This is a genomic window from Mesorhizobium sp. B2-7-3, from assembly GCF_006440715.1.
Lineage (GTDB): Bacteria > Pseudomonadota > Alphaproteobacteria > Rhizobiales > Rhizobiaceae > Mesorhizobium > Mesorhizobium australicum.
Window position 1 is genome coordinate 89,964 of sequence record NZ_VFTY01000008.1, and the last position, 17,438, is coordinate 107,401.

16 protein-coding genes are annotated in these 17,438 nt (G+C 60.3%); 8 read left to right on the forward strand and 8 right to left on the reverse strand.

Going from position 1 to position 17,438, the window contains the following annotated elements; genetic code table 11:
• The first annotated feature begins 11 nt into the window (after window positions 1–11).
• Together FJW04_RS19025 and FJW04_RS19030 are read left to right on the forward strand one after the other, a co-directional pair.
• Complete coding sequence (locus FJW04_RS19025) at window positions 12–1,046, forward strand: succinylglutamate desuccinylase/aspartoacylase family protein (RefSeq protein WP_140619987.1); 1,035 nt, start codon at window positions 12–14, stop codon at window positions 1,044–1,046.
• Window positions 1,039–2,205 carry a pyridoxal-phosphate dependent enzyme gene (locus FJW04_RS19030; protein WP_140661246.1) on the forward strand — a complete coding sequence of 389 codons (1,167 nt, stop codon included), beginning with the start codon at window positions 1,039–1,041 and terminating at the stop codon, window positions 2,203–2,205. Before FJW04_RS19025 ends, FJW04_RS19030 begins: the two co-directional genes overlap by 8 nt.
• Window positions 2,206–2,650: 445 nt before the next feature.
• On the opposite strand, the gene FJW04_RS19035 is transcribed toward FJW04_RS19030, so the two are convergent.
• Window positions 2,651–3,460: an SDR family NAD(P)-dependent oxidoreductase gene (locus tag FJW04_RS19035; protein ID WP_181172988.1), complete on the reverse strand. Its 810-nt coding sequence runs from the start codon at window positions 3,458–3,460 to the stop codon at window positions 2,651–2,653.
• A gap of 890 nt (window positions 3,461–4,350) precedes the next feature.
• On the opposite strand from FJW04_RS19035, the gene FJW04_RS19040 reads away from it, so the two are divergent.
• From FJW04_RS19040 to FJW04_RS19050, 3 genes are all read left to right on the forward strand, one after another.
• Entirely contained in the window at window positions 4,351–4,653 is a 303-nt protein-coding gene (locus tag FJW04_RS19040) for a hypothetical protein (RefSeq protein ID WP_140619981.1), read from the forward strand.
• A gap of 116 nt (window positions 4,654–4,769) precedes the next feature.
• Window positions 4,770–5,120: a hypothetical protein gene (locus FJW04_RS19045; protein ID WP_140716010.1), complete on the forward strand. Its 351-nt coding sequence runs from the start codon at window positions 4,770–4,772 to the stop codon at window positions 5,118–5,120.
• Between the two features lie 586 nt (window positions 5,121–5,706).
• Window positions 5,707–6,144, forward strand: coding sequence for a MucR family transcriptional regulator (locus FJW04_RS19050; protein ID WP_140716184.1), 438 nt, complete (start codon window positions 5,707–5,709; stop codon window positions 6,142–6,144).
• Between the two features lie 12 nt (window positions 6,145–6,156).
• Here the strand turns inward: FJW04_RS19050 and FJW04_RS19055 are convergent, their stop codons facing one another.
• From FJW04_RS19055 to FJW04_RS19075, 5 genes are all read right to left on the reverse strand, one after another.
• On the reverse strand, window positions 6,157–7,368 hold the full coding sequence (locus tag FJW04_RS19055) for an MmgE/PrpD family protein (RefSeq protein WP_140716012.1): 1,212 nt from the start codon (window positions 7,366–7,368) through the stop codon (window positions 6,157–6,159).
• Window positions 7,369–7,483: 115 nt separating this feature from the next.
• Window positions 7,484–8,050: a GNAT family N-acetyltransferase gene (locus FJW04_RS19060; protein WP_140716014.1), complete on the reverse strand. Its 567-nt coding sequence runs from the start codon at window positions 8,048–8,050 to the stop codon at window positions 7,484–7,486.
• Between the two features lie 208 nt (window positions 8,051–8,258).
• Window positions 8,259–9,329 (reverse strand): pyridoxal-phosphate dependent enzyme, encoded by a 1,071-nt coding sequence (locus FJW04_RS19065; RefSeq protein ID WP_140716016.1) that lies wholly within the window; start codon window positions 9,327–9,329, stop codon window positions 8,259–8,261.
• 27 nt (window positions 9,330–9,356) lie between these two features.
• A complete protein-coding gene (locus FJW04_RS19070) occupies window positions 9,357–10,238 on the reverse strand; it encodes a GHMP kinase (protein ID WP_140716018.1) in 882 nt (293 codons plus the stop codon).
• A 241-nt stretch (window positions 10,239–10,479) separates the two neighbouring features.
• Window positions 10,480–11,172 (reverse strand): response regulator transcription factor, encoded by a 693-nt coding sequence (locus FJW04_RS19075; protein WP_181172989.1) that lies wholly within the window; start codon window positions 11,170–11,172, stop codon window positions 10,480–10,482.
• A gap of 335 nt (window positions 11,173–11,507) precedes the next feature.
• Between FJW04_RS19075 and FJW04_RS19080 the strand changes: the two genes are divergently transcribed.
• Window positions 11,508–12,416, forward strand: coding sequence for a nucleotidyltransferase and HEPN domain-containing protein (locus tag FJW04_RS19080; RefSeq protein ID WP_140716022.1), 909 nt, complete (start codon window positions 11,508–11,510; stop codon window positions 12,414–12,416).
• A 524-nt stretch (window positions 12,417–12,940) separates the two neighbouring features.
• Here FJW04_RS19080 and FJW04_RS19085 read toward each other — a convergent pair.
• Both FJW04_RS19085 and FJW04_RS30375 read right to left on the reverse strand, forming a co-directional pair.
• Window positions 12,941–13,369 carry a MucR family transcriptional regulator gene (locus FJW04_RS19085; protein ID WP_140716186.1) on the reverse strand — a complete coding sequence of 143 codons (429 nt, stop codon included), beginning with the start codon at window positions 13,367–13,369 and terminating at the stop codon, window positions 12,941–12,943.
• 430 nt (window positions 13,370–13,799) lie between these two features.
• The gene (locus tag FJW04_RS30375) at window positions 13,800–14,486 is read right to left on the reverse strand and encodes a hypothetical protein (RefSeq protein WP_246673901.1); all 687 of its coding nucleotides are present in this window, start codon (window positions 14,484–14,486) and stop codon (window positions 13,800–13,802) included.
• Between the two features lie 561 nt (window positions 14,487–15,047).
• On the opposite strand from FJW04_RS30375, the gene FJW04_RS19095 reads away from it, so the two are divergent.
• Together FJW04_RS19095 and FJW04_RS19100 are read left to right on the forward strand one after the other, a co-directional pair.
• Window positions 15,048–16,058: a nucleoid-associated protein gene (locus tag FJW04_RS19095; RefSeq protein ID WP_181172990.1), complete on the forward strand. Its 1,011-nt coding sequence runs from the start codon at window positions 15,048–15,050 to the stop codon at window positions 16,056–16,058.
• Window positions 16,051–17,229, forward strand: a complete 1,179-nt coding sequence (locus tag FJW04_RS19100; RefSeq protein WP_140716026.1) for a hypothetical protein — start codon at window positions 16,051–16,053, stop codon at window positions 17,227–17,229. The genes FJW04_RS19095 and FJW04_RS19100 overlap by 8 nt, the downstream gene beginning before the upstream one ends.
• Window positions 17,230–17,438 lie beyond the last annotated feature (209 nt).

Consider the following 17,438-nt stretch of genomic DNA (forward strand, 5'->3'; position numbering starts at 1 on the left):
AGAAGGTAGACATGGCCGCTGAGACACGGATCTGGACCCCGGTTGACTACGAGGCCGACGGCAAGCAGTCGGACTGTCTGAGGCTGCCGCATTCGACCGACCTGTCCGCTTACGGTTTCGTACCCATACCGCTGGTCTGCATTAAAAATAGCGGCGGTCCAACGGCGCTGCTCATCGCTGGCAATCATGGCGACGAGTATGAGGGCCAGATCGCCCTTTGCAAGCTCGCCCGCGAGATCCGCCGTGACCAGGTTTCGGGGCGGCTGATCATCCTTCCGGCGCTTAACTTTCCCGCCGTCGCCGCCGGCCGCCGGGTATCGCCGCTCGACCAAGGCAATCTCAATCGTACGTTTCCCGGCGATGCCGCCGGTTCGCCCACCCAGATGATCGCCCATTACGTGTGCGAGGTGTTGATCCCGATGGCCGACATCGTCGTTGATCTTCACTCTGGAGGGCGCTCACTCGATTATGTGCCGAGCGCGCTCGTGCGGCCGGGGCGGACCGCCGAGGAACATGAACAACTGCTGCGTCTATTGCGGCTGTTTGGCGCCCCCATAAGCTTTGTCAGCGATGGCACAGGGGGTGGCGGACTGACCACCCTGGCGGCGGCGGCGCAGGACAGGGGCGCGCTGGTTCTAACCACCGAGCTTGGCGGCGGTGCGACCTTGTCCAAAGAAGGTCTGGCGCTCGCCGAATCTGGATTGAAGCGCCTGCTGAAAGGCCACGGAATCTTGCGCGAGGTCGTCGTCCAACCGGCTCCGCCGACGCGGGTCATGACCGTCAAAGGCCATAGCGCCTTCGTCTACGCCCGCGAGCGCGGTATCTTCGAGCCGGCCGCCGATATCTGCGATGAGGTGGTCGGCGGCCAGCTTGCCGGCCACATTCACTTTCCCGACCTGCCGACGCGCGAACCCGAAACGCTGCTCTTCGAAAGCTCCGGACTCGTCGCGTGCCGCAGGGCGCCATCGCTTACCGAGCCCGGCGACTGCCTGTTCAAGGTGATGGCCGACCTGGACGCCCGACCAAATCGGCTGGCACATGCTTAGCTCGGAGCCTCGGCTCAATCCGCGCGTGAGTGGGATGCGCTGTATTCGCTGCCACGCCGTGTTTGCCGTGGCGGATTACTTCGAAGGTTGCCCGGCCTGTCTTGAACAGAACATGCCGGCAAGCCTGGCGATAGAGTATGAGGAATTCCCCTGCTGCCTCGAGCGGCCTTCTGAATGGCAGGTCTACCCGTCCTGTCCGACCTTGGGTGAGGGCAACACACCTCTGGTGGGGATGGACGAGCTTGCACATGAGGTCGGCGTCCGCGCGCTCCATGTCAAGAACGAGGGCACCAATCCAACCGGGTCGCACAAAGACCGCATGAGCCGGTTTGTCGTCCAGCGCGCGTTGCAGAGCGGCGCCTCGACGGTTGCCGCCGCCTCCAGCGGCAATGCCGGCGTGTCACTTGCCGCCTACGCGGCTCAGGCGGGGCTCGACTGCGTGATCGTCACCACGCCTGAGATGAACCCGAACTGGCGGCGAGCGATCGAAATGCACGGCGCGACCTTGCTGGCCGCGCAAACACCGCAACGCCGCTGGCAGGTGCTCGCCGATCGCGTCCGCGCCGGCGACTGGTATCCGGCCACCAACTTCATTGTTCCGGCAGTAGGCAGCAATCCGTTCGGGGTGGATGGCTACAGATCGCTTGCTTTCGAGCTGTTTCTTCAGCTTGGCGCCCAGGCATGCAGCGACGTTGTCGTTCCGACATCGCGGGCGGATCTGCTTTGGGGCATCGCGCGCGGCTACCGCGATCTGCAAAGGTCCGGTCTCAGCGGCGAGCCGCCCCGCATCCATGCCGTCGAGCCCTTCGCACGCATATCAAGAGTACTTGCGGGCGCCGATTACCGCGGCCACTTCGAAGGTCATTCGGCTTTGACGTCGATCGGCGGATCGACGGTCACCTACCAGGCCGTTGAGGCGATTGCCGCGTGCGGGGGATCGGCAGTTGCCGTTGAGGAGGAACCGACCTACGACGACCAAGCGCGGCTGGCGCGCTACGGTCTTTATCTCGAACTGTCGAGCGCGGCAGCCTTGACCGGCTTGCGAAAGTTGGTCGCGCAGCGCACGGTCGGGCGGGAAGCCGCGGTCGTGCTGGTCGGCACTTCGAGCGGCGCTTCAGAATATCGCGCTTTTCCCAACGCCATTGCCTCTACAGACTAGTCTAGCAGAGCTTCGTTGCGGCTTGCGGTCACATCAGGGCATTTCCGCCTTATGCAGAACGCGCTAGACCAGCAACGGCGATGATCATCTTCAGCCTGCCCGCAGCCGATCGGGCTGTCTCGTCTGGGCCGCATTTGGTGTTCCGCGCCGAACGGCGGCTTGCGCCTATCTCGCCCGTTCACAGCGCAAGCTGAGCACCCTGTGGGTGAACGGCCGCGTCGGCGGCTGGCGGCACTTCCACCGGGCTCTGGTGCTCAAGTGGGACAGAACGGGCCCAGAACGGCCATTGGCGGTCAGTACCAATATACGCTAGAGGTTGGCGCCGGAGTTTCGCCGCGCTTGGCGCGGCAAACCGGTGCCCGTCCGCGTTGGGGACGCTCGGACCTGGGAACCGACCATGAGCCCAAGGAAGGGGCTGACACGTCAGCCAACCTGTCGCCTGGCATTAGCGATATCGAGGCGCTAGTTCAGCCCCGCGACCGGCATCGAACAGGGCGCGATTTGCGTCCCCGACAGCGGAGAGCTTACCCACTTGCTCCAGTGCCGGGATACAGATCGTGTCACCCTGCCGCAGGCCAGCCAAGGATGCGTTGACGACGTCACCCGGCTCCATCACCGGCACATTGGGCCTGAGGACCGGCTTGCCGTCGATATCATGGAATTCTGTCCTGACGACGGCGGGACAAAGCGCCTGGACGAGAATACCTTTGCCCTGCAGTTCAGCCGCGAGAAGCTCGCTGAACATCGTGATGAAGGCTTTGGTGGCGGCATAAACCGAGCGCTTCGGCATGAACGGGGATTTCAAGCTTCCACTGAAGCAGAGCAGGGAAGAGACATTGATGATGGCGCCTTCGCCGCGCGCAATCATCGCAGGAAGTGCCGCATGCGACAGACGCATGACCGCAGTTACCTGCACCGCAACCTCTTCCTGGGCGCGGTCGATCGACAGGTCGACGAAGGGCATGTAAGTCTGGAACCCGGCACTGTTGACGAGTAGCGACACGTCCCCGGCCTGGATTCGCTGCTCCACCATGTCGAGGCCATGCGACTGCGCCAGATCGGCGACGATGATTTCCGCGGAGGCGCCAGCGGCCTTGATCTCGCGGGCTACCGACTCGAGCCGGTCCCGTCGGCGGGCGACGAGCACGATGTCGTAGCCGTCGCTGGCCAGGCGCTCGGCAAAAGCTTTGCCGATTCCTGAGGATGCGCCGGTAATGACAGCGACGCCCAAAGAACTCCCTGTGGAATTGGTCACGTCCGTCCTCCTAATGTCCCGTGCCGATGAATTGACCCTGATTGTCCAACACTACCGCTTGCGGTCGGTTTTGTACTGGCCAATCTCGTCCTGAGCTCAGAGCGATGCTGCTCCTTGAAGACAGGATAGGGCTTTCTAGCGCGGCCATGCCGACAGCCACACGTCCCGAGTACACACGGACCGCGCCTGACACCGCCCTTGATGAAGCCAAATCAAGTGTGGCATTCACACGGCCGTCGCACTGTCCGGGTTTCGTAGCTTTCGAGGAGGAAGGTTATGTTGTACCCTGGTCAGTGCTGGGGCCTTGCGAGATCGATATGCTCTCTCACGTGTGCCGTATTGTATTCACGAGAACCGCACGCCCCTTGACTCGCAGCAGGCCTAGCGCATCGCGTCACACCTGCTCAAGCTGTTTTATCAACGGTCTGATAACCGAAGAGGAACTGCTGGACGCTGAAAGGAGCCGGCCGGACGGCTAAAGCAGCCGCTCCAGCATTCGGAGCTCCGGTTCCCGGTCGACCGCGAGCTAGGTAGCGCTCAACCCCTGGGTGCACATCTGCTCAGTCTTCCCACTGTGGGCCATTCAGAAGGCCGCCGCGGTGGTGCTGCGGTGCACGCCAAGGCGCGGGACGAGGAGCTGGGCAACTTCCTGGCCGAGGTGCAGATGGCTCTCGGCCACAACGTTCCGGGGCGAGGCCAGGAGCGCACTTGTAGCTCCGGTAAACCGAGACAGAGCGGATACTCACCTGGTGGGGGTAGAGAAAGCTCATGCCGCCCCGGCGGCCGACGCGTTTGTTGTCGCGCAGAGATCAGCCTGGACCCCTGGTGCTGCGAACGCAATATATTAGCAGTAGCTTGACGAAATGATTGGCCGCTCCAGAGTCATAGTTATGGCAAAGGGCATCAAAATCGGCGACGAGGTCGTAATCACCGCCACCGTGCGCAAGCGGGTCACTGAGGACCGGGTGAGCGTTTCCATCCCCTCCTATGGCCAACCCCACTCGGTGATCGACCACACAACGAAGGTACAGAAGGGGCAGCATATCGAGTTGATTGGCAACGTCATCCACATCGACGAAAACAGCGTGACGGTGAACCTGGGCGCTCCAGTCACAGTCGACGCCGCTGTCGTCAGGCTGGTGAGCGCTTACAAGCCGCCAACCAGAAGGGCGCCGCTGGACAAGCCGACATGACGCCGGCCCGTTGTGCATCATCCTGCCCGCACTTGCCGCTGGTGGGATCTCCCAAACAGGGCCGGAGCTAAGCCATCCTCTCATCGTTAGGGCGGCCAACGTATAATGGATGGTCCATGATGCATGACGGCAAAGTCCTAGTGGTCGAAGACGAGCCTGTCATATTGCTTGACCTCGATTTCGCGCTGACCAACGCCGGCTTCAACGTCGTTGCTACCAGCAACGCCGCAGGCGTGATGAGCACCACTATGGAAGAAGACATACAAATGGCCAGAACTGGAGAAGCGCGAGCGCTTGGGCAGCATCGCAGCCCAGTTGGTCATCGTATCCGGCCCAACCAAGGGCGGCGCGTGAGCTGCGCGACGATGAAAACCTACCAGAGACCCATCCCGACCAAGCGTGAACGTTGGTCCGATGCTGCGGCCGCGACTTCTTCGCCGATCACCGTCTCAGGCGCGATCGACTAACCGGAGCATCTGCCTTTCACCACCTGCCCGCTGGATCACGCCGGCGGGCTTTTTTGCTTGCGGCGGGAACCGATTGTATCGGCCCAAGTTCATTCGGTGGCGCCCCTCGACACCCCCCGGACAGGAGCGGCGGAGAGTTGGTCGAACAGCTTTCAAACAAAGCCCGCCACTGTCCCCTCAGTGGCGGGCTTTGGTATGTTTAGCGCGGCGAGGTGGGCTTGAGTACCTACCTGAGACAGCGGCTCGCTGAAATCAAAGCTGCTCCCAACTTCGCAGGCGCCTGCGAGCTAAGCGCCGGGCTTCGCTAGGCTGGGTCTCCGCTGCCTCGCGGGGCTATGCATCGAGCGGGCATGCCGCCGGCACGCCGCTTAGTCGAGGCCCAGATCACAAGTCGACCCCGGCGCGGAGCCTTTGGCACCTGGAATGTCGATATGCGCCGGCAGGTTTGTTCGTCTGACTGCCAGGCGGAAGTCTCGAATCCCCGTGCAGCGCATTTCATTGCTGATCCATACCATCAGAAGTCCGGTCGTTGCGCATCCTCGAATTCCGCAATAGGGAAGTCGAGGGGACAATACAGGAGTTACAATTGACCAATACCGAGAGCTTTGACCCGATAGGTTTGACGGCCGAGATCGTGGCCGCATATGTCCAGAACAATCCGGTTCCGACCGCAGGCTTGCCTGATCTGATTGCCAGCGTGCATGCCGCGCTGTTGAAGCTGGAGCAGCCGGAGATCGCCGCCAAACCAGCGCCGGTCGCTGCTGTGAACCCAAAGAAGTCTGTCTTTCCCGACTACATCGTCAGTTTGGAGGACGGCCGAAAATTCAGGTCGATGAAGCGTCATTTGGGTCTGCTTGGCATGACGCCCGATGAATACAGGGCCAAATGGGGCTTGGCCAAGGACTATCCGATGGTCGCGCCAAGCTATGCCGCCCAACGGTCCGCCTTGGCGAAATCGATCGGGCTCGGCCGCAAAGCCGCCCCGCCCAAACCGGCGCGGGCGAAGCGGAAAGCGAATGCATAAGCGGCAGGGCGTTCATTGTTCGGCGCTTGGTTGAGCCGCCAGGCAAATGAGCAACGGAGCGATCTCTCCCTGCTTGAGCAAACCCACGGACCGGATGAGTTGATCGAGCTCGGCACGCGAAAGGATGTCGCGGCCGAGGTCGTGCAGCTTTTCGCCTACGGCCAAGTCATCCATCGGGTTGTTGGCGTCGCCAAGCGGTAGGGGCACGTCAATGACGCGCTCGCGCGCTCCAGCAACCATGGTCACTCGCGCTGGCGTGCGCCGCGGAAAAATCCCGGCCAGGTCGTGGGGGTAGCGGATTTCGACTTTCGCCGCGAGCGCCACCACCTCCGGATCCATGAGCGAGCAAGGACGCAAGGGGCGGAAGGCGGCCGCGCCGCGCAGTGCGGCCAATGCCGCGGCAAAAGGCACTGAAAACTGTCCGCCTTCGAGCGACTTCGGTGCGATTTCGTTGGGCAGTTTCCGCGCTTCTGGAAAGATCTCCACGACGAGGCGGTCGATCGGCAGCCCTGGATCACGATCCGCAACGAGCGCGAGCACGGCATCGATGACCGGGTGCGTATAGCGGCAGGCGGCGTAGGGTTTGAGGTAGGTCTCGGCGATAAGCCAGCGGCTGCCAAGGTCGGCGGTTAGGGCGCCGACATCATAGGCGTGGGCCCGGTCCAGCAAATCGATCGAGCCGCTCATGCCAGCCTCGGCCCGGCCGGCGGCGAAGACCGCCGAGACCGTCGACCACGGGCTGCTGCCCTTGACGGAGCTTGCCTGGCAATCGCCTTGCGGCAGGTTTTGCGGCGCTTCGGCGCCGGCTATCGCGAGTGCATGGGCGAGCTGGTCGACTTGCATACCGCGCAGCCATCCGATGGCGGCCGCGACGCCGAAGCCAGTCCATTGGCCGCTGGCAAAGCTCATCGTATCGGTGAAGCGGCGGGCGGCGGCGATGCGCAGGGCAACATCATAGCCTAGCGCGGTCGCGGTGAGCACATCACGACCATCGCTGCCCAGCCTTGCCGCTTCCATCAGCACGGCCGGGACGATGGCAGCACCCGGGTGACCCGCCGCAAGACAATGGCCGTCATCGACGTCGAGCGAACTCGCCGCAGCGCAATTGGCAAACAGGGCGCCGAGCGGATGCAGCCCGGCCTCGGCGAACCAGGCATGTGCCGCACCTGCTCCAAAACAGGCTCTGGCGGCAATGCGCGACAGCCGCGCATTCTCGGTCGGCACGCGCCGCCGAGGAGAGCCGCGATCGTATCGAGAATGGCGCGTTGAGTCTTCTCGATGACCATATCAGGCAGGTCCCGGCGTTGCCAAAATGGAAAGCCCGCACTCGCGGCGACGCTCAGCCGCAGCCGCGCGGAATCCTTACCGTCAGAATGGTTTGATCGCCGATTGGGCCGTGGAAGATTTGACCAGTGTCGCTGAAACCCGCATTGAGATAGGCCGATTTCGCCGCGGCATTGCGGATGTTGACGGCAAGCATCAGCCGCTTGACCCCGGGGCGCTTCCGCCGCAGCCACGAGATCGCCAGATCCACTCCGGCGCGGCCGTAACCCCTACCTTGCAAGGTGCGACAAACGCGGAAACTGTGCAATGTGACCGCGTCGTTTGGCGCCCACAGGGGCAATGCAAGTCTCTCGCGAAGAATGAAGAAGCCGACCGTCTTGTCGGCGGCGACAATGGCTAGGGGGTGCTCAAACTGCGGATAGCGGCTGTTTTGCAGTCCGTCAAAGACCACATCCACGTCGCCGGCGAACTGTTCCTGCTCAGGATCGAGCAGCAACGTCTTGATGGCAGCCCGATCGCAGAGCGCCACGCGCTGCAGGCTGATCCCGTCCAGGCGCGACACGATCGACGTGGCCCGCACCTTCCCAGTTGTCGTCGCGCCGGATGTCGATGGCGATCTCATGGCTTTGTCCTCGCTTCACATGGCCCGGTCAGCCGGCGATCATCGTCGCTGGGCGCGTCGATGGGGCTACCAGGGCGCCGTTGCATCACAGGATTGCGCAGCTTGCGGCCGCAAACAGGCCGGCGAGACCCGGAAGAGGTGGCGGACCGGCATGGCATGTGGGGCGCCCACCACACCCCGGCCATTGCATCATCGGCGCACGAAAGCCTCAAAATCCATTGCTTTGTCCGCCGCCCAGGTTAAGCCCATCATCGGCCCGCGCCAGGACTTGTTGCAGCGTTCTGCGCCTCCAGGAGAAGCGGGACCATGCTGACATCGGCTCGCTCGGCGCGCCGACAGTGACCGGGAAGGCAGGCAGTGGACTCGGCCAGCCAGCAATCGTTGCAAGCCATTGCTGGTCGTAGACAGTCTCGACATAGCGGTGGCCCTCGTCTGGAAAGAGCACGACCACCTTCTTGTCGGGATTGTTGTGAGACCACCATTGGGCAACCCTGTAAGCGGCGCCACTGGTCGGGCCCATGAAAAGCCCGTGCTGGCGATGAAGCTGATGGGTGGCTTGGAAGACCTCCACTGGCGTCAGCCAGTGGACCTCGTCGAACTGGCTGTGATCGACATTGGCGGGAAGGATGTTGCCGCCCAGACCGCTCAGGTTGAGCCTACCACTCGGCTGGCCAAACAGCACGCTGCCGGGCGTATCGACGCCTATCGCATGCAGATCGGGAAACAGCGTGCGCAGGTAATGCGATGTGCCGCTCATCGAACCACCCGATCCGACCGGGCCGACCAGGCAGTCCACCTTGCCGACCCTGTCGATCAACTTTTCGGCGACCTTGCCGTAGGAGAGCGCGTTGTCGCGATTGTCGTACTGCGAGGGCCAGTAGCTGCCGGGAATATCGCGCAGATACTCGTGCAGACGATCGAGGCGCGCTTGCTGCAGCCCGCCCGCAGGCGCTGGGCTGTCGACGATCGCCACCTCGGCGCCGAGTTCGATAAGGCGCCGATGAAGATGGCGATCGAGCGCCCAGTCGCTGACCAGGATCAACCTGTAGCCGTGCTGTACCGCCAGCATGGCGAGGGCAAGGCCAAAGGTTCCAGACGAGGATTCGCAGATTATCCCTCCCGGTCTCAACCGTCCCTGTTCGACGGCGCGTTCGAGCATGAAGCGAGCCGGTAGAAGCTTCATCAGGAAGAAAGAGGCGCTGAAGAGAGTGGCGCTGAGCGGAACGAGGCGAGGACCCTCGAATTCTTCCAGCCTGCGCATCAACATGTGGACAGACATCATGCTTCTCCCCGCGCCCCAAAGTGGTCAGTGACGGAAGATTGCCGGGTCGAAACCAGACCCTCTCAAAGCGTCCGCCGCGCCATCGATGTTTGCCGAGGCTTTTGGATCGAGCCCATCGAACATCAGTCCGACGACCGTGCCGCTATGGGCGACCTGGATGCCGACAGCATCGAAACGGCAGCCGATGGCTTCGATCTCGTCCAGACCGGGCTTTGGCAGGAAGCGCTCGTTGATGCGCGCGCTTGCCGTCGCAACTCGGCCAAGCATGCGGATATCCGCATGCTTGATGGCCGTGCGCAGCAGGCTGCGCAGCGGCCGGAAGGTCTCGATTTCCGAGGCATCGTAGCGCGCCGGCTGGTATTCGAGTGTGTCGACGGTCACATCCGGCGTTGTGTCGACGCTGATCAGATCGACAGGAGGCAGAGGTCTGCGGAAAGCTTCCAAGACGATCCCGTCACGATGGGCGAACAGCACCGCCTGTTGTTTGAAGAGGGTGGAGTCACAGGCCGTCTCGGCGCTGACCGCGATGCGCATGACCTCGTCCGACGCCGCCTCGATCTCCAGCCACCCCAGCACAGCCTGGATGCTCGCAAGCACGTCGGCCGTGGACGATCCCATGCCGCGGCCGACCGGGACGTTGCTGTCTATGGCGAGATTCCCGCCGGTGCCCCTTTGGCCAAACCTTGCGATGGTCAATTCCGCGGCGCGCCTGGCTTTGTCGCACGATTCCGGCGTCACAGCCACGAGATCGCCGTCGCCTGCGCTGAACCTGGCCCTCGATTGCAGCTGACGACAGGGGAGCGAGACCAGCGCGCGCCGCAGCCGAGCGCCGTCGTCCTCGAACAGGCCCTGAACCAATTCGCCGTGGTGGCCGAAGGCCACGCCAATTCCAGCTCCGTCCAGCATGAGACGACCCCTAAGAACAACGTATTAGATTATCCTGATGTAAACTCTGCCAGAGACTTTCATTTTAGGCGCCGGCGCGCAACAACAAACAAACTAAGCTTTTGTGCTATATACGTTACACCTTGTTTGTCTAGTATGTTAAGAGCATTAAGCCTAACCGATAAAGGAACACGGCGATCACTCCAAAGATATCGGGGTTACAGGCGGCGCATCAGCCGGGATTTGGAAGCTGCTGGGATGATCAGGACGGACTGCGTGCCAGCGCGTATCCGGCGAGCCTGACGGTTCGGATAGCGGCGTCCCCAGAACATTGGCTAAGCTGCTTTCGCAGCTGGGAGATGTGGACATCGACCGTGCGCGCGCCGACGCCGCGGTTGCGCGCCCAGGCAGCGCCGATCAATTCGGCACGGCTGAGCACCCTCTCCGGGTTCTCCAGCATGTGGCGCAGCAACTTGAACTCGATCGGCCCGAGCGCGATCTCCTTGCCGGCGCAGGAAACGCGATGGGTATCGAGCCGCATTTCGACATCGGCGTAAGCAAGGGGTCGGCCATCCTGCGTCGCTGGCTCTGGCGTCAGGCCGATGGCGAGCCGGGAGCGCAGGTCCTGGAGCAGCTTGGCTGGCGCGAAAGGCCTGACAAAACACTCGTCAATCCCTGACTGCAAGAGCTGGATGAGCTGCGCTTCCGCGCCCGCATGGACCAGGGCCACACACGGGAGGGCGCCCACCGCGGTATCCTGCTTGAGCCGGCCACTTTGTGCCGCCAAATGGTTGTCCGCCCTGCAGTCCAGCAACACCGCCGCGATGGGTTTTGCGCAGACGAGCGCCAACACGTCGTCGATGGAGGCGGCAAGCATGGGAGTAAAACCGTCGACCTCAAGAATGTGGCTCAGCAGAAGATAGAAGTCGGCATCCTGCGAGCAGATGGCGATCAATGGCTTCATGAGGCCACCCAGTCTTTCGCCCGCGATACAGAGCAGTTTGGCAGATCGAATCCGGCGTGCCGGGGGGCAGGATGGCAGATTGGGTCGGCGATGGCAATAACTCCGGATCAAAGCTCATGCCCGTGTTCGCCGCTTCGACGTCAGAAGCTTGCGAACCGGCCTCAAACTCTCACTCAATCGTACCACATAGACTTGGCGAAGGGCATTTTCTCATGCTAGATTCTGGTGATCCGATGCCCGCGCCATAGTCTTTTCGATATGACGAAGCCTGCTATAACCAACGCGTCGCCGCGCGCCAGCATTCACCAAACCATGAACAGACCAGGATGAAAACCAGCATCGACCACTTGCCGGAGCACAAGCAGGAGGAGCTCGCCCGCGTGGTCGAGATCCTGCATGCCGAGTTCGAGGACGCGCTGGCGGAGAGCACCGCCGAATGGAAGAAGAGCGGCCGCATCCTGAAGATCATCCTGTTCGGCTCCTATGCCCGCGGCGACTGGGTCGATGAGCCGCTGACGATGAAGGGGTATCGCAGCGATTTCGATCTGTTGGTGATCGTCAACAACAACAAGCTGTCCGACTTCGCCTACTGGTACAAGGCCAAGGACCGGCTGGAGCGCGACCGCGCCATCAAGACGCCGACCAGCTTCATCGTCCACAGCCGCCGCTTCGTGAACACGGCGCTGCGACAGGGGCAGTATTTTTTCACGGACATCCGCCGGGAGGGCGTCGTCCTCTACGAACTCGATGAAGAGCCTCTGGCTGAACCAAAACCACTTACGCCGAGAGCGGCGTATGAGACAGCCAAAGAACATCTCGAAAGCCGACTTCCTGGAGCGAAAGGTTTCCTCGACACCTTCCTGTATGTTCTGAAGCAGGATCGACAGAAAGAAGCGGCGTTTCAACTTCACCAAGCTATCGAACACACTTACTCAACACTGTTGCTGGTGCTTACGAATTACAGTCCACCGTCGCACAAGCTTACGTTTCTGCGAGCCCTGGCGGAGGACCAGGATCGAAGATTGTCAGAGGCCTGGCCACGCGATCAGCAGCGCCATCGTGCTTGGTTCAACACGCTGAACGAAGCCTATGTGAAGGCCCGTTATTCAAAGCACTACGAGATTAGCGAAGAGGCACTTATCTGGTTAGGCGAACAAACTGCGGAACTCCAAAAATGCGCTGAACAGACCTGCTTAGAGCATCTGGTGCGGATGGGGGAGGCAGCAGGCGTCTAGGCGGCAAGTTTTTACCGAGGCGCGGCCGCCGACCCCCAAAATTGAAGTCCGCTAAGCGCCCTGATGTAGCTCGTTCGAGCCTGTGGCACGTTCGCAAACCCTGCACTCCGCCGGACTCACATATTTGCCTTTTCTGACCTCTCGTCGGGGCCACGCGTCGTGAATGAGGGCTGCCTCAACCTTCAACCAACCTTGCCAAGGTTGGGGTCGAGCGTTCGAATCGCTTCACCCGCTCCAGTTTCCTCAAGGAAATTAAGCACTAGACCAGGGCCACCACGGGGTGGCCCTTTCTATTTTCGTTCTGGTCAACACCTGGTCAACACGGTTGATCACGCTCTCGCTGGATTCTCTCCGTGACGAGGCGTGAAATTTTCGTCGCCATGGATCCATTCCAGTTTTCTGACAATCTTCTGACCAAGGGCCTATTGGCCAAGCCGATCGCGAGCGCGCCCCACCGAGTGCTGTAGCGAGCGAGCGGCGGGTGCTATCGAATTACCGCCGGATTGTAGTCCGTCGGGGCGCGATTACGATTTGGCCCGGGCGGGGTTTGGCTTACGGGCGTTCTTTGCCATCCCCTTTGCCGGCACCTTCCGGCCGAGCCCACTCGATTTCGCCAAAGCCGACCGTTGAGCTGCGTAGTTCGGTGCCACCATTGGGTAGTCCAACTTCAACCCCCACTTTTCCCGGTACGCTTCTGGAGTCAGCTCGTAGTGCACGGCAAGATGGCGCTTCAGCGATTTGAACTTCTTCCCGTCCTCTAGGCAAATAATGTAATCTGGGAACACCGACCTCTTCGGATTAACCGCTGGAGCCTGGGTCGGCTTCTCAGGTTCGACACCCCGCCCGATTCTCGCGAGCGACGAGTTCACGCTTTCGATGATATCCGGGAGAGATGCGACAGGTACGGGGTTGTTGCCGACGAAGGCGGACACAATGTCCGCGGTGAGCTCCATCAATTGGCTCCGGTGATCGTCGATTTCTTCCGACACGCGATATCTCCTATCTGCCGCAAACCAAACCTCTTAGCTGGTTTTCCGAAAAATTCCAGCCACGGACCGACCTTCCAATCGGTCAAAGGAAAGGGCAGAAATGCGCCGCCTTCTCGTTCCAGTCTAATTACGAATCTGGGATCAGGAGTTCGATCCTCTTCGGGCGCGCCAGTCGGAATAACTGATACAATTGATAAACGTGGCCTCTAAGGCCGACCCCAACCGGCTTAAGTGCCGAAATTGAGCGGTTATGAAATAACGGATGTCCCTTCGCGCCCTGTCGCACCGTGGCGAATGCAGGGCAGGACGGGCGTTCTCCTAACGGAGGCAGCGCACGCACAACAACGAGCATTAACCAAAGGCTGGGTCGAGCATCTGAACCGCTTTATCAGCTTCAGTATGCCCCGGGCCGGCCGCGGCGCTCGGCCGCGCCTTCCTCCTTCAGGGCCGCGACCAGCTTGGCTGCGGCCTCCCAGTGCTTGGCAAAATCCCTCCGCGTCCCTGCCCGACTCCGGCAACAACCCGGCAAGTCTCCCGCGATCGCTTTCAAGTCGCGCAGTACCGAAGCTATGTGCGGCCACGGGAAGTCCGTAGGGTCACCGATATCTCGATCAGCGCCGACAATCATCTCCAACTTAGCGATGACCCCGACGAGCGACGTAGCCGCGACTTCAGGGATAGAATCTTGAAGCTTCAGAGCGTCGGTCATCGCAAAGACCTCGGCCTCACGCGCAACCGCATACGCCCCTGAATCACCGACGGTACGCCTTGCTCGGCTTTCAGCCGGGTTTCGTGAGTCTTCGGTCAATCCCCGAATTCCGGTATTGACCATCATTCGGCTCTCTAACCTCTGCTGCACGCGACATAACAGCAGGGAGACATACCGAGCCATTTGCCAATCACTCAAGAGAAGAAGTGCAGGGTCGGGTAGTGCTGCCTGTGGCAACTCTGTGTCGTGGCGGCTTTCTTTGGCGTTGAGCTCAAACTCGCCTAGCCGCGGTCCCATTGCATTTGCAGACCGGGCAGGTACGCTCCCGCCGGTGACGAAAGACAAAGTCGTGGTATTGTCGGAATCAGCCATGATCCGAGCTCCAGACAGCTTGGATGTGGTCAGGCCGGACGACGTGTTTCGAGCACGTCGTTCGGCTGCGAAGAGCGAACCACATTTACGTACATACCGTACATTACGGACATCCTGATTGTCAAATACGCCTGAACAACATGTTGACACTAAAACTGAGCGCTTTGAGTTGCGCCTCTCAAGTGACTTGCTTACGCGCGTCGACGAGTGGCGTCGCAATCAGCCAGATCTTCCCACGAGATCGGAGGCATTCCGTCGGCTGGTAGAGGCAGGGTTGGCTTTGAAATAGTTAGCGGCCGGACCGTTGAATACCGCACTTGGGTCGGCGCCGACTTCGCCTCTCATAACGAACTTTCAATCACTCCAATTCGGATCCCTTAAGCTCGCCGGCCTGGCACCAGTGCGCTGGTGCAGGCAATGCGACGACATCGCCAGGCGATAAGACGACTAATCGCTTCTGCACGCCGTCAGCCGCTTTGGCTGTCCCTAAGGCAGCGCCAAGCCTGATTGCCAATTCGGCCTCGACTTGCATATGTTAGCTAATGTTGTGGGGAGGGTTTGTTGGCAGAAAACAATATCATTAATGTCGCTGTTCACGATCTACGAAAGGTCGCGGACAATTTCGAAATTGTTTTGGGTAACTCGCATTTACGTGTTACCGATCCGGTGCAGCGCGTCGTAGATCAGCTTCATCAGCTATATGGGCGGCGGACCTCGAAATCGCACGGGAAGTTTTCGGATGACGAAGACAACTACCCGACCCAACGCCACCTGCGCGAGTACATTAGTGCGGACGCAAATAATTTTGGTGTTCTCACGGAAGCGTTGATGAAGACCTTGGCGGTGAACGCCGGGGCCAAGGCAGCTGCTACCGGCGGGCATGTGTTTTTCGCACATTTCGCGCGAGAAGAACGGCACTTTCTGATGGTCGCCATCGTCAACGACACACTCGGCGCCGCGCTAACACGGCAGCACGACGTTCAAGATGTGACGCACCTCGACGTCGACGGGTTCCGATTCGCTGGGCGCATTAATATTACCAGTTGGACAAACAACGAGGATCGATACATCGGCTTCCTCAAGGGTAAGGGGAACGTTGCTGAATATTTTCAAGCGTTCCTCGGGTGCGTGGATTCGGTCCAAGAGAAGGCCGATACCCGCAATCTCGTCGACGCCCTGAAATCCTTCGCCAACAAGCGAGGCCTCGAACTCGAAGCGAGGAACGCCTTTCTGGCTAAAGCTAAGGAGATCTGCGACCGCGCTGCATCAAAGCGGGAAGAGCTGTCGTTCGAAGCTCTAACGAATGAGCTCGTCCCGGACGATCCAGACAGCCTTCGCGACTACCTTGCCGACCCGGACCTGATGCTTAACGACCGCTTCATTCCTAACAAAGCGATCCTCAATACCTTGGTCCGCTTTAAGGGACGAACGGAACATTGGTTCATCGAGTTCGACCGAGACGCTATCTCAGCAGGGGAGGTCACTTACGACCAAGATAAGCAGACGCTCACCTTGCGAAATCTCCCGGACGAACTGAAGGAAAAGCTGAGCGGCGAATACGGAGATGCCTAGGATCATATGGCCAGATCTGGAAGCAGTATATGCCGTCACCACCTTCGATGCTGACGACAAGGGACGCGTTACAATCGCAACCGAGCAGGTGCTGAAAACGCTGCTGTTGGTCGATCAGGACAGCGACGCCGCCGCTGATGCGGGGATGGAACTGCTCAGCGAGAGCGACGAGCTCGCACTCGGCAGGACTGTGCAAGTTCAACTAAACGCACCGCGGCACTCGCTGGGGCGGCTCGCCAAGACGTTCAGCAATTTGATTGCTGGGCCGAAAGCTCGTGTAGAGGAGCCCCAAAACTATTTTATCATCAAAGATCGAGTGACGGCAGAAACTCAGCCTCCTGTGGAGCTGCAGGTTAGGTACCGAGCCGCCCTTTCACTTGTGGCCCTCTTGGCAAAAGCTGCTGCGTTTCTGGATGGCGTCCAACAGGAATTGGTATTCTTCCGTGACGGACGGATTGCGATTTCGGTCGACTACGATGTAAGTGACCTCGAGATATTGAAGCCGACCGATGTGCAAGCCCTGATTGCCCTATTCGAGGATCCAATTCACCTCGAACAGAAGCTGACCATTCTCTCAGAGGCGGTGATTGATGCTGTGGCCGGCCTGCCATCGCCACAACGATTTCGACATGTCATCCGCGAAGTAAAAGATATCTCCGAGAAGGTGTCGGCCGGTTACCGTCTTTTCGCCTCCAGCTTTACGTACTCCAAGATCAGGCGGGAAGTCGAAAGTGCTCAAGCAGAATTTATCGCCCGAATGCACAAAACCTTCGTCGACCTACAGGGCCAGATTCTCGGTATTCCCATTGCGACGATCGTAGTTGCGTCTCAATTAAAGGCTGCGAAGGACTGCGGCGTCGAGCTATGGACAGACACTGCGGTGGTGGCAGGCGCTTGGATCTTTGTGGTCTTTCTTATCGCATCGATCGTGAACCAATGGCTCACCCTTAACGCAATCTCCTTCGAGTTTGAGCGTCAGCAGGAGCGGCTGAAGACTGACTTCGCTGGGGTGACGAGCAATTTCAACGATGCGTTCACCCAGCTTAAGAACAGGGCAAGTTGGCATCGCTTGGTCTTCGTGGTGATTGGTTCAGTCGGAGTTGGCGGTGCCATATTTGCGACTTGGATCGCGGGAAAGCTAATAACCGTCGACGTGCAGACCTGCTTTTGATCGTTCGAATGGGCACAGACTGAGCGTCCGCTCTTAAAGGGTCGAATCCTCAAGCCGCCACTCCGTGCAGGGCTCCTGAGCCTGCTGGGCAGCAATGTACACCTTTGTCACCAACCAGCGAACCGACGTCATTCCAAGTCCCGGCATTCATTTATATGTTCCGAGCCAAGGCGAGGTGGCGGTGCCTACGTCCCGACCCGCTGCAGTGA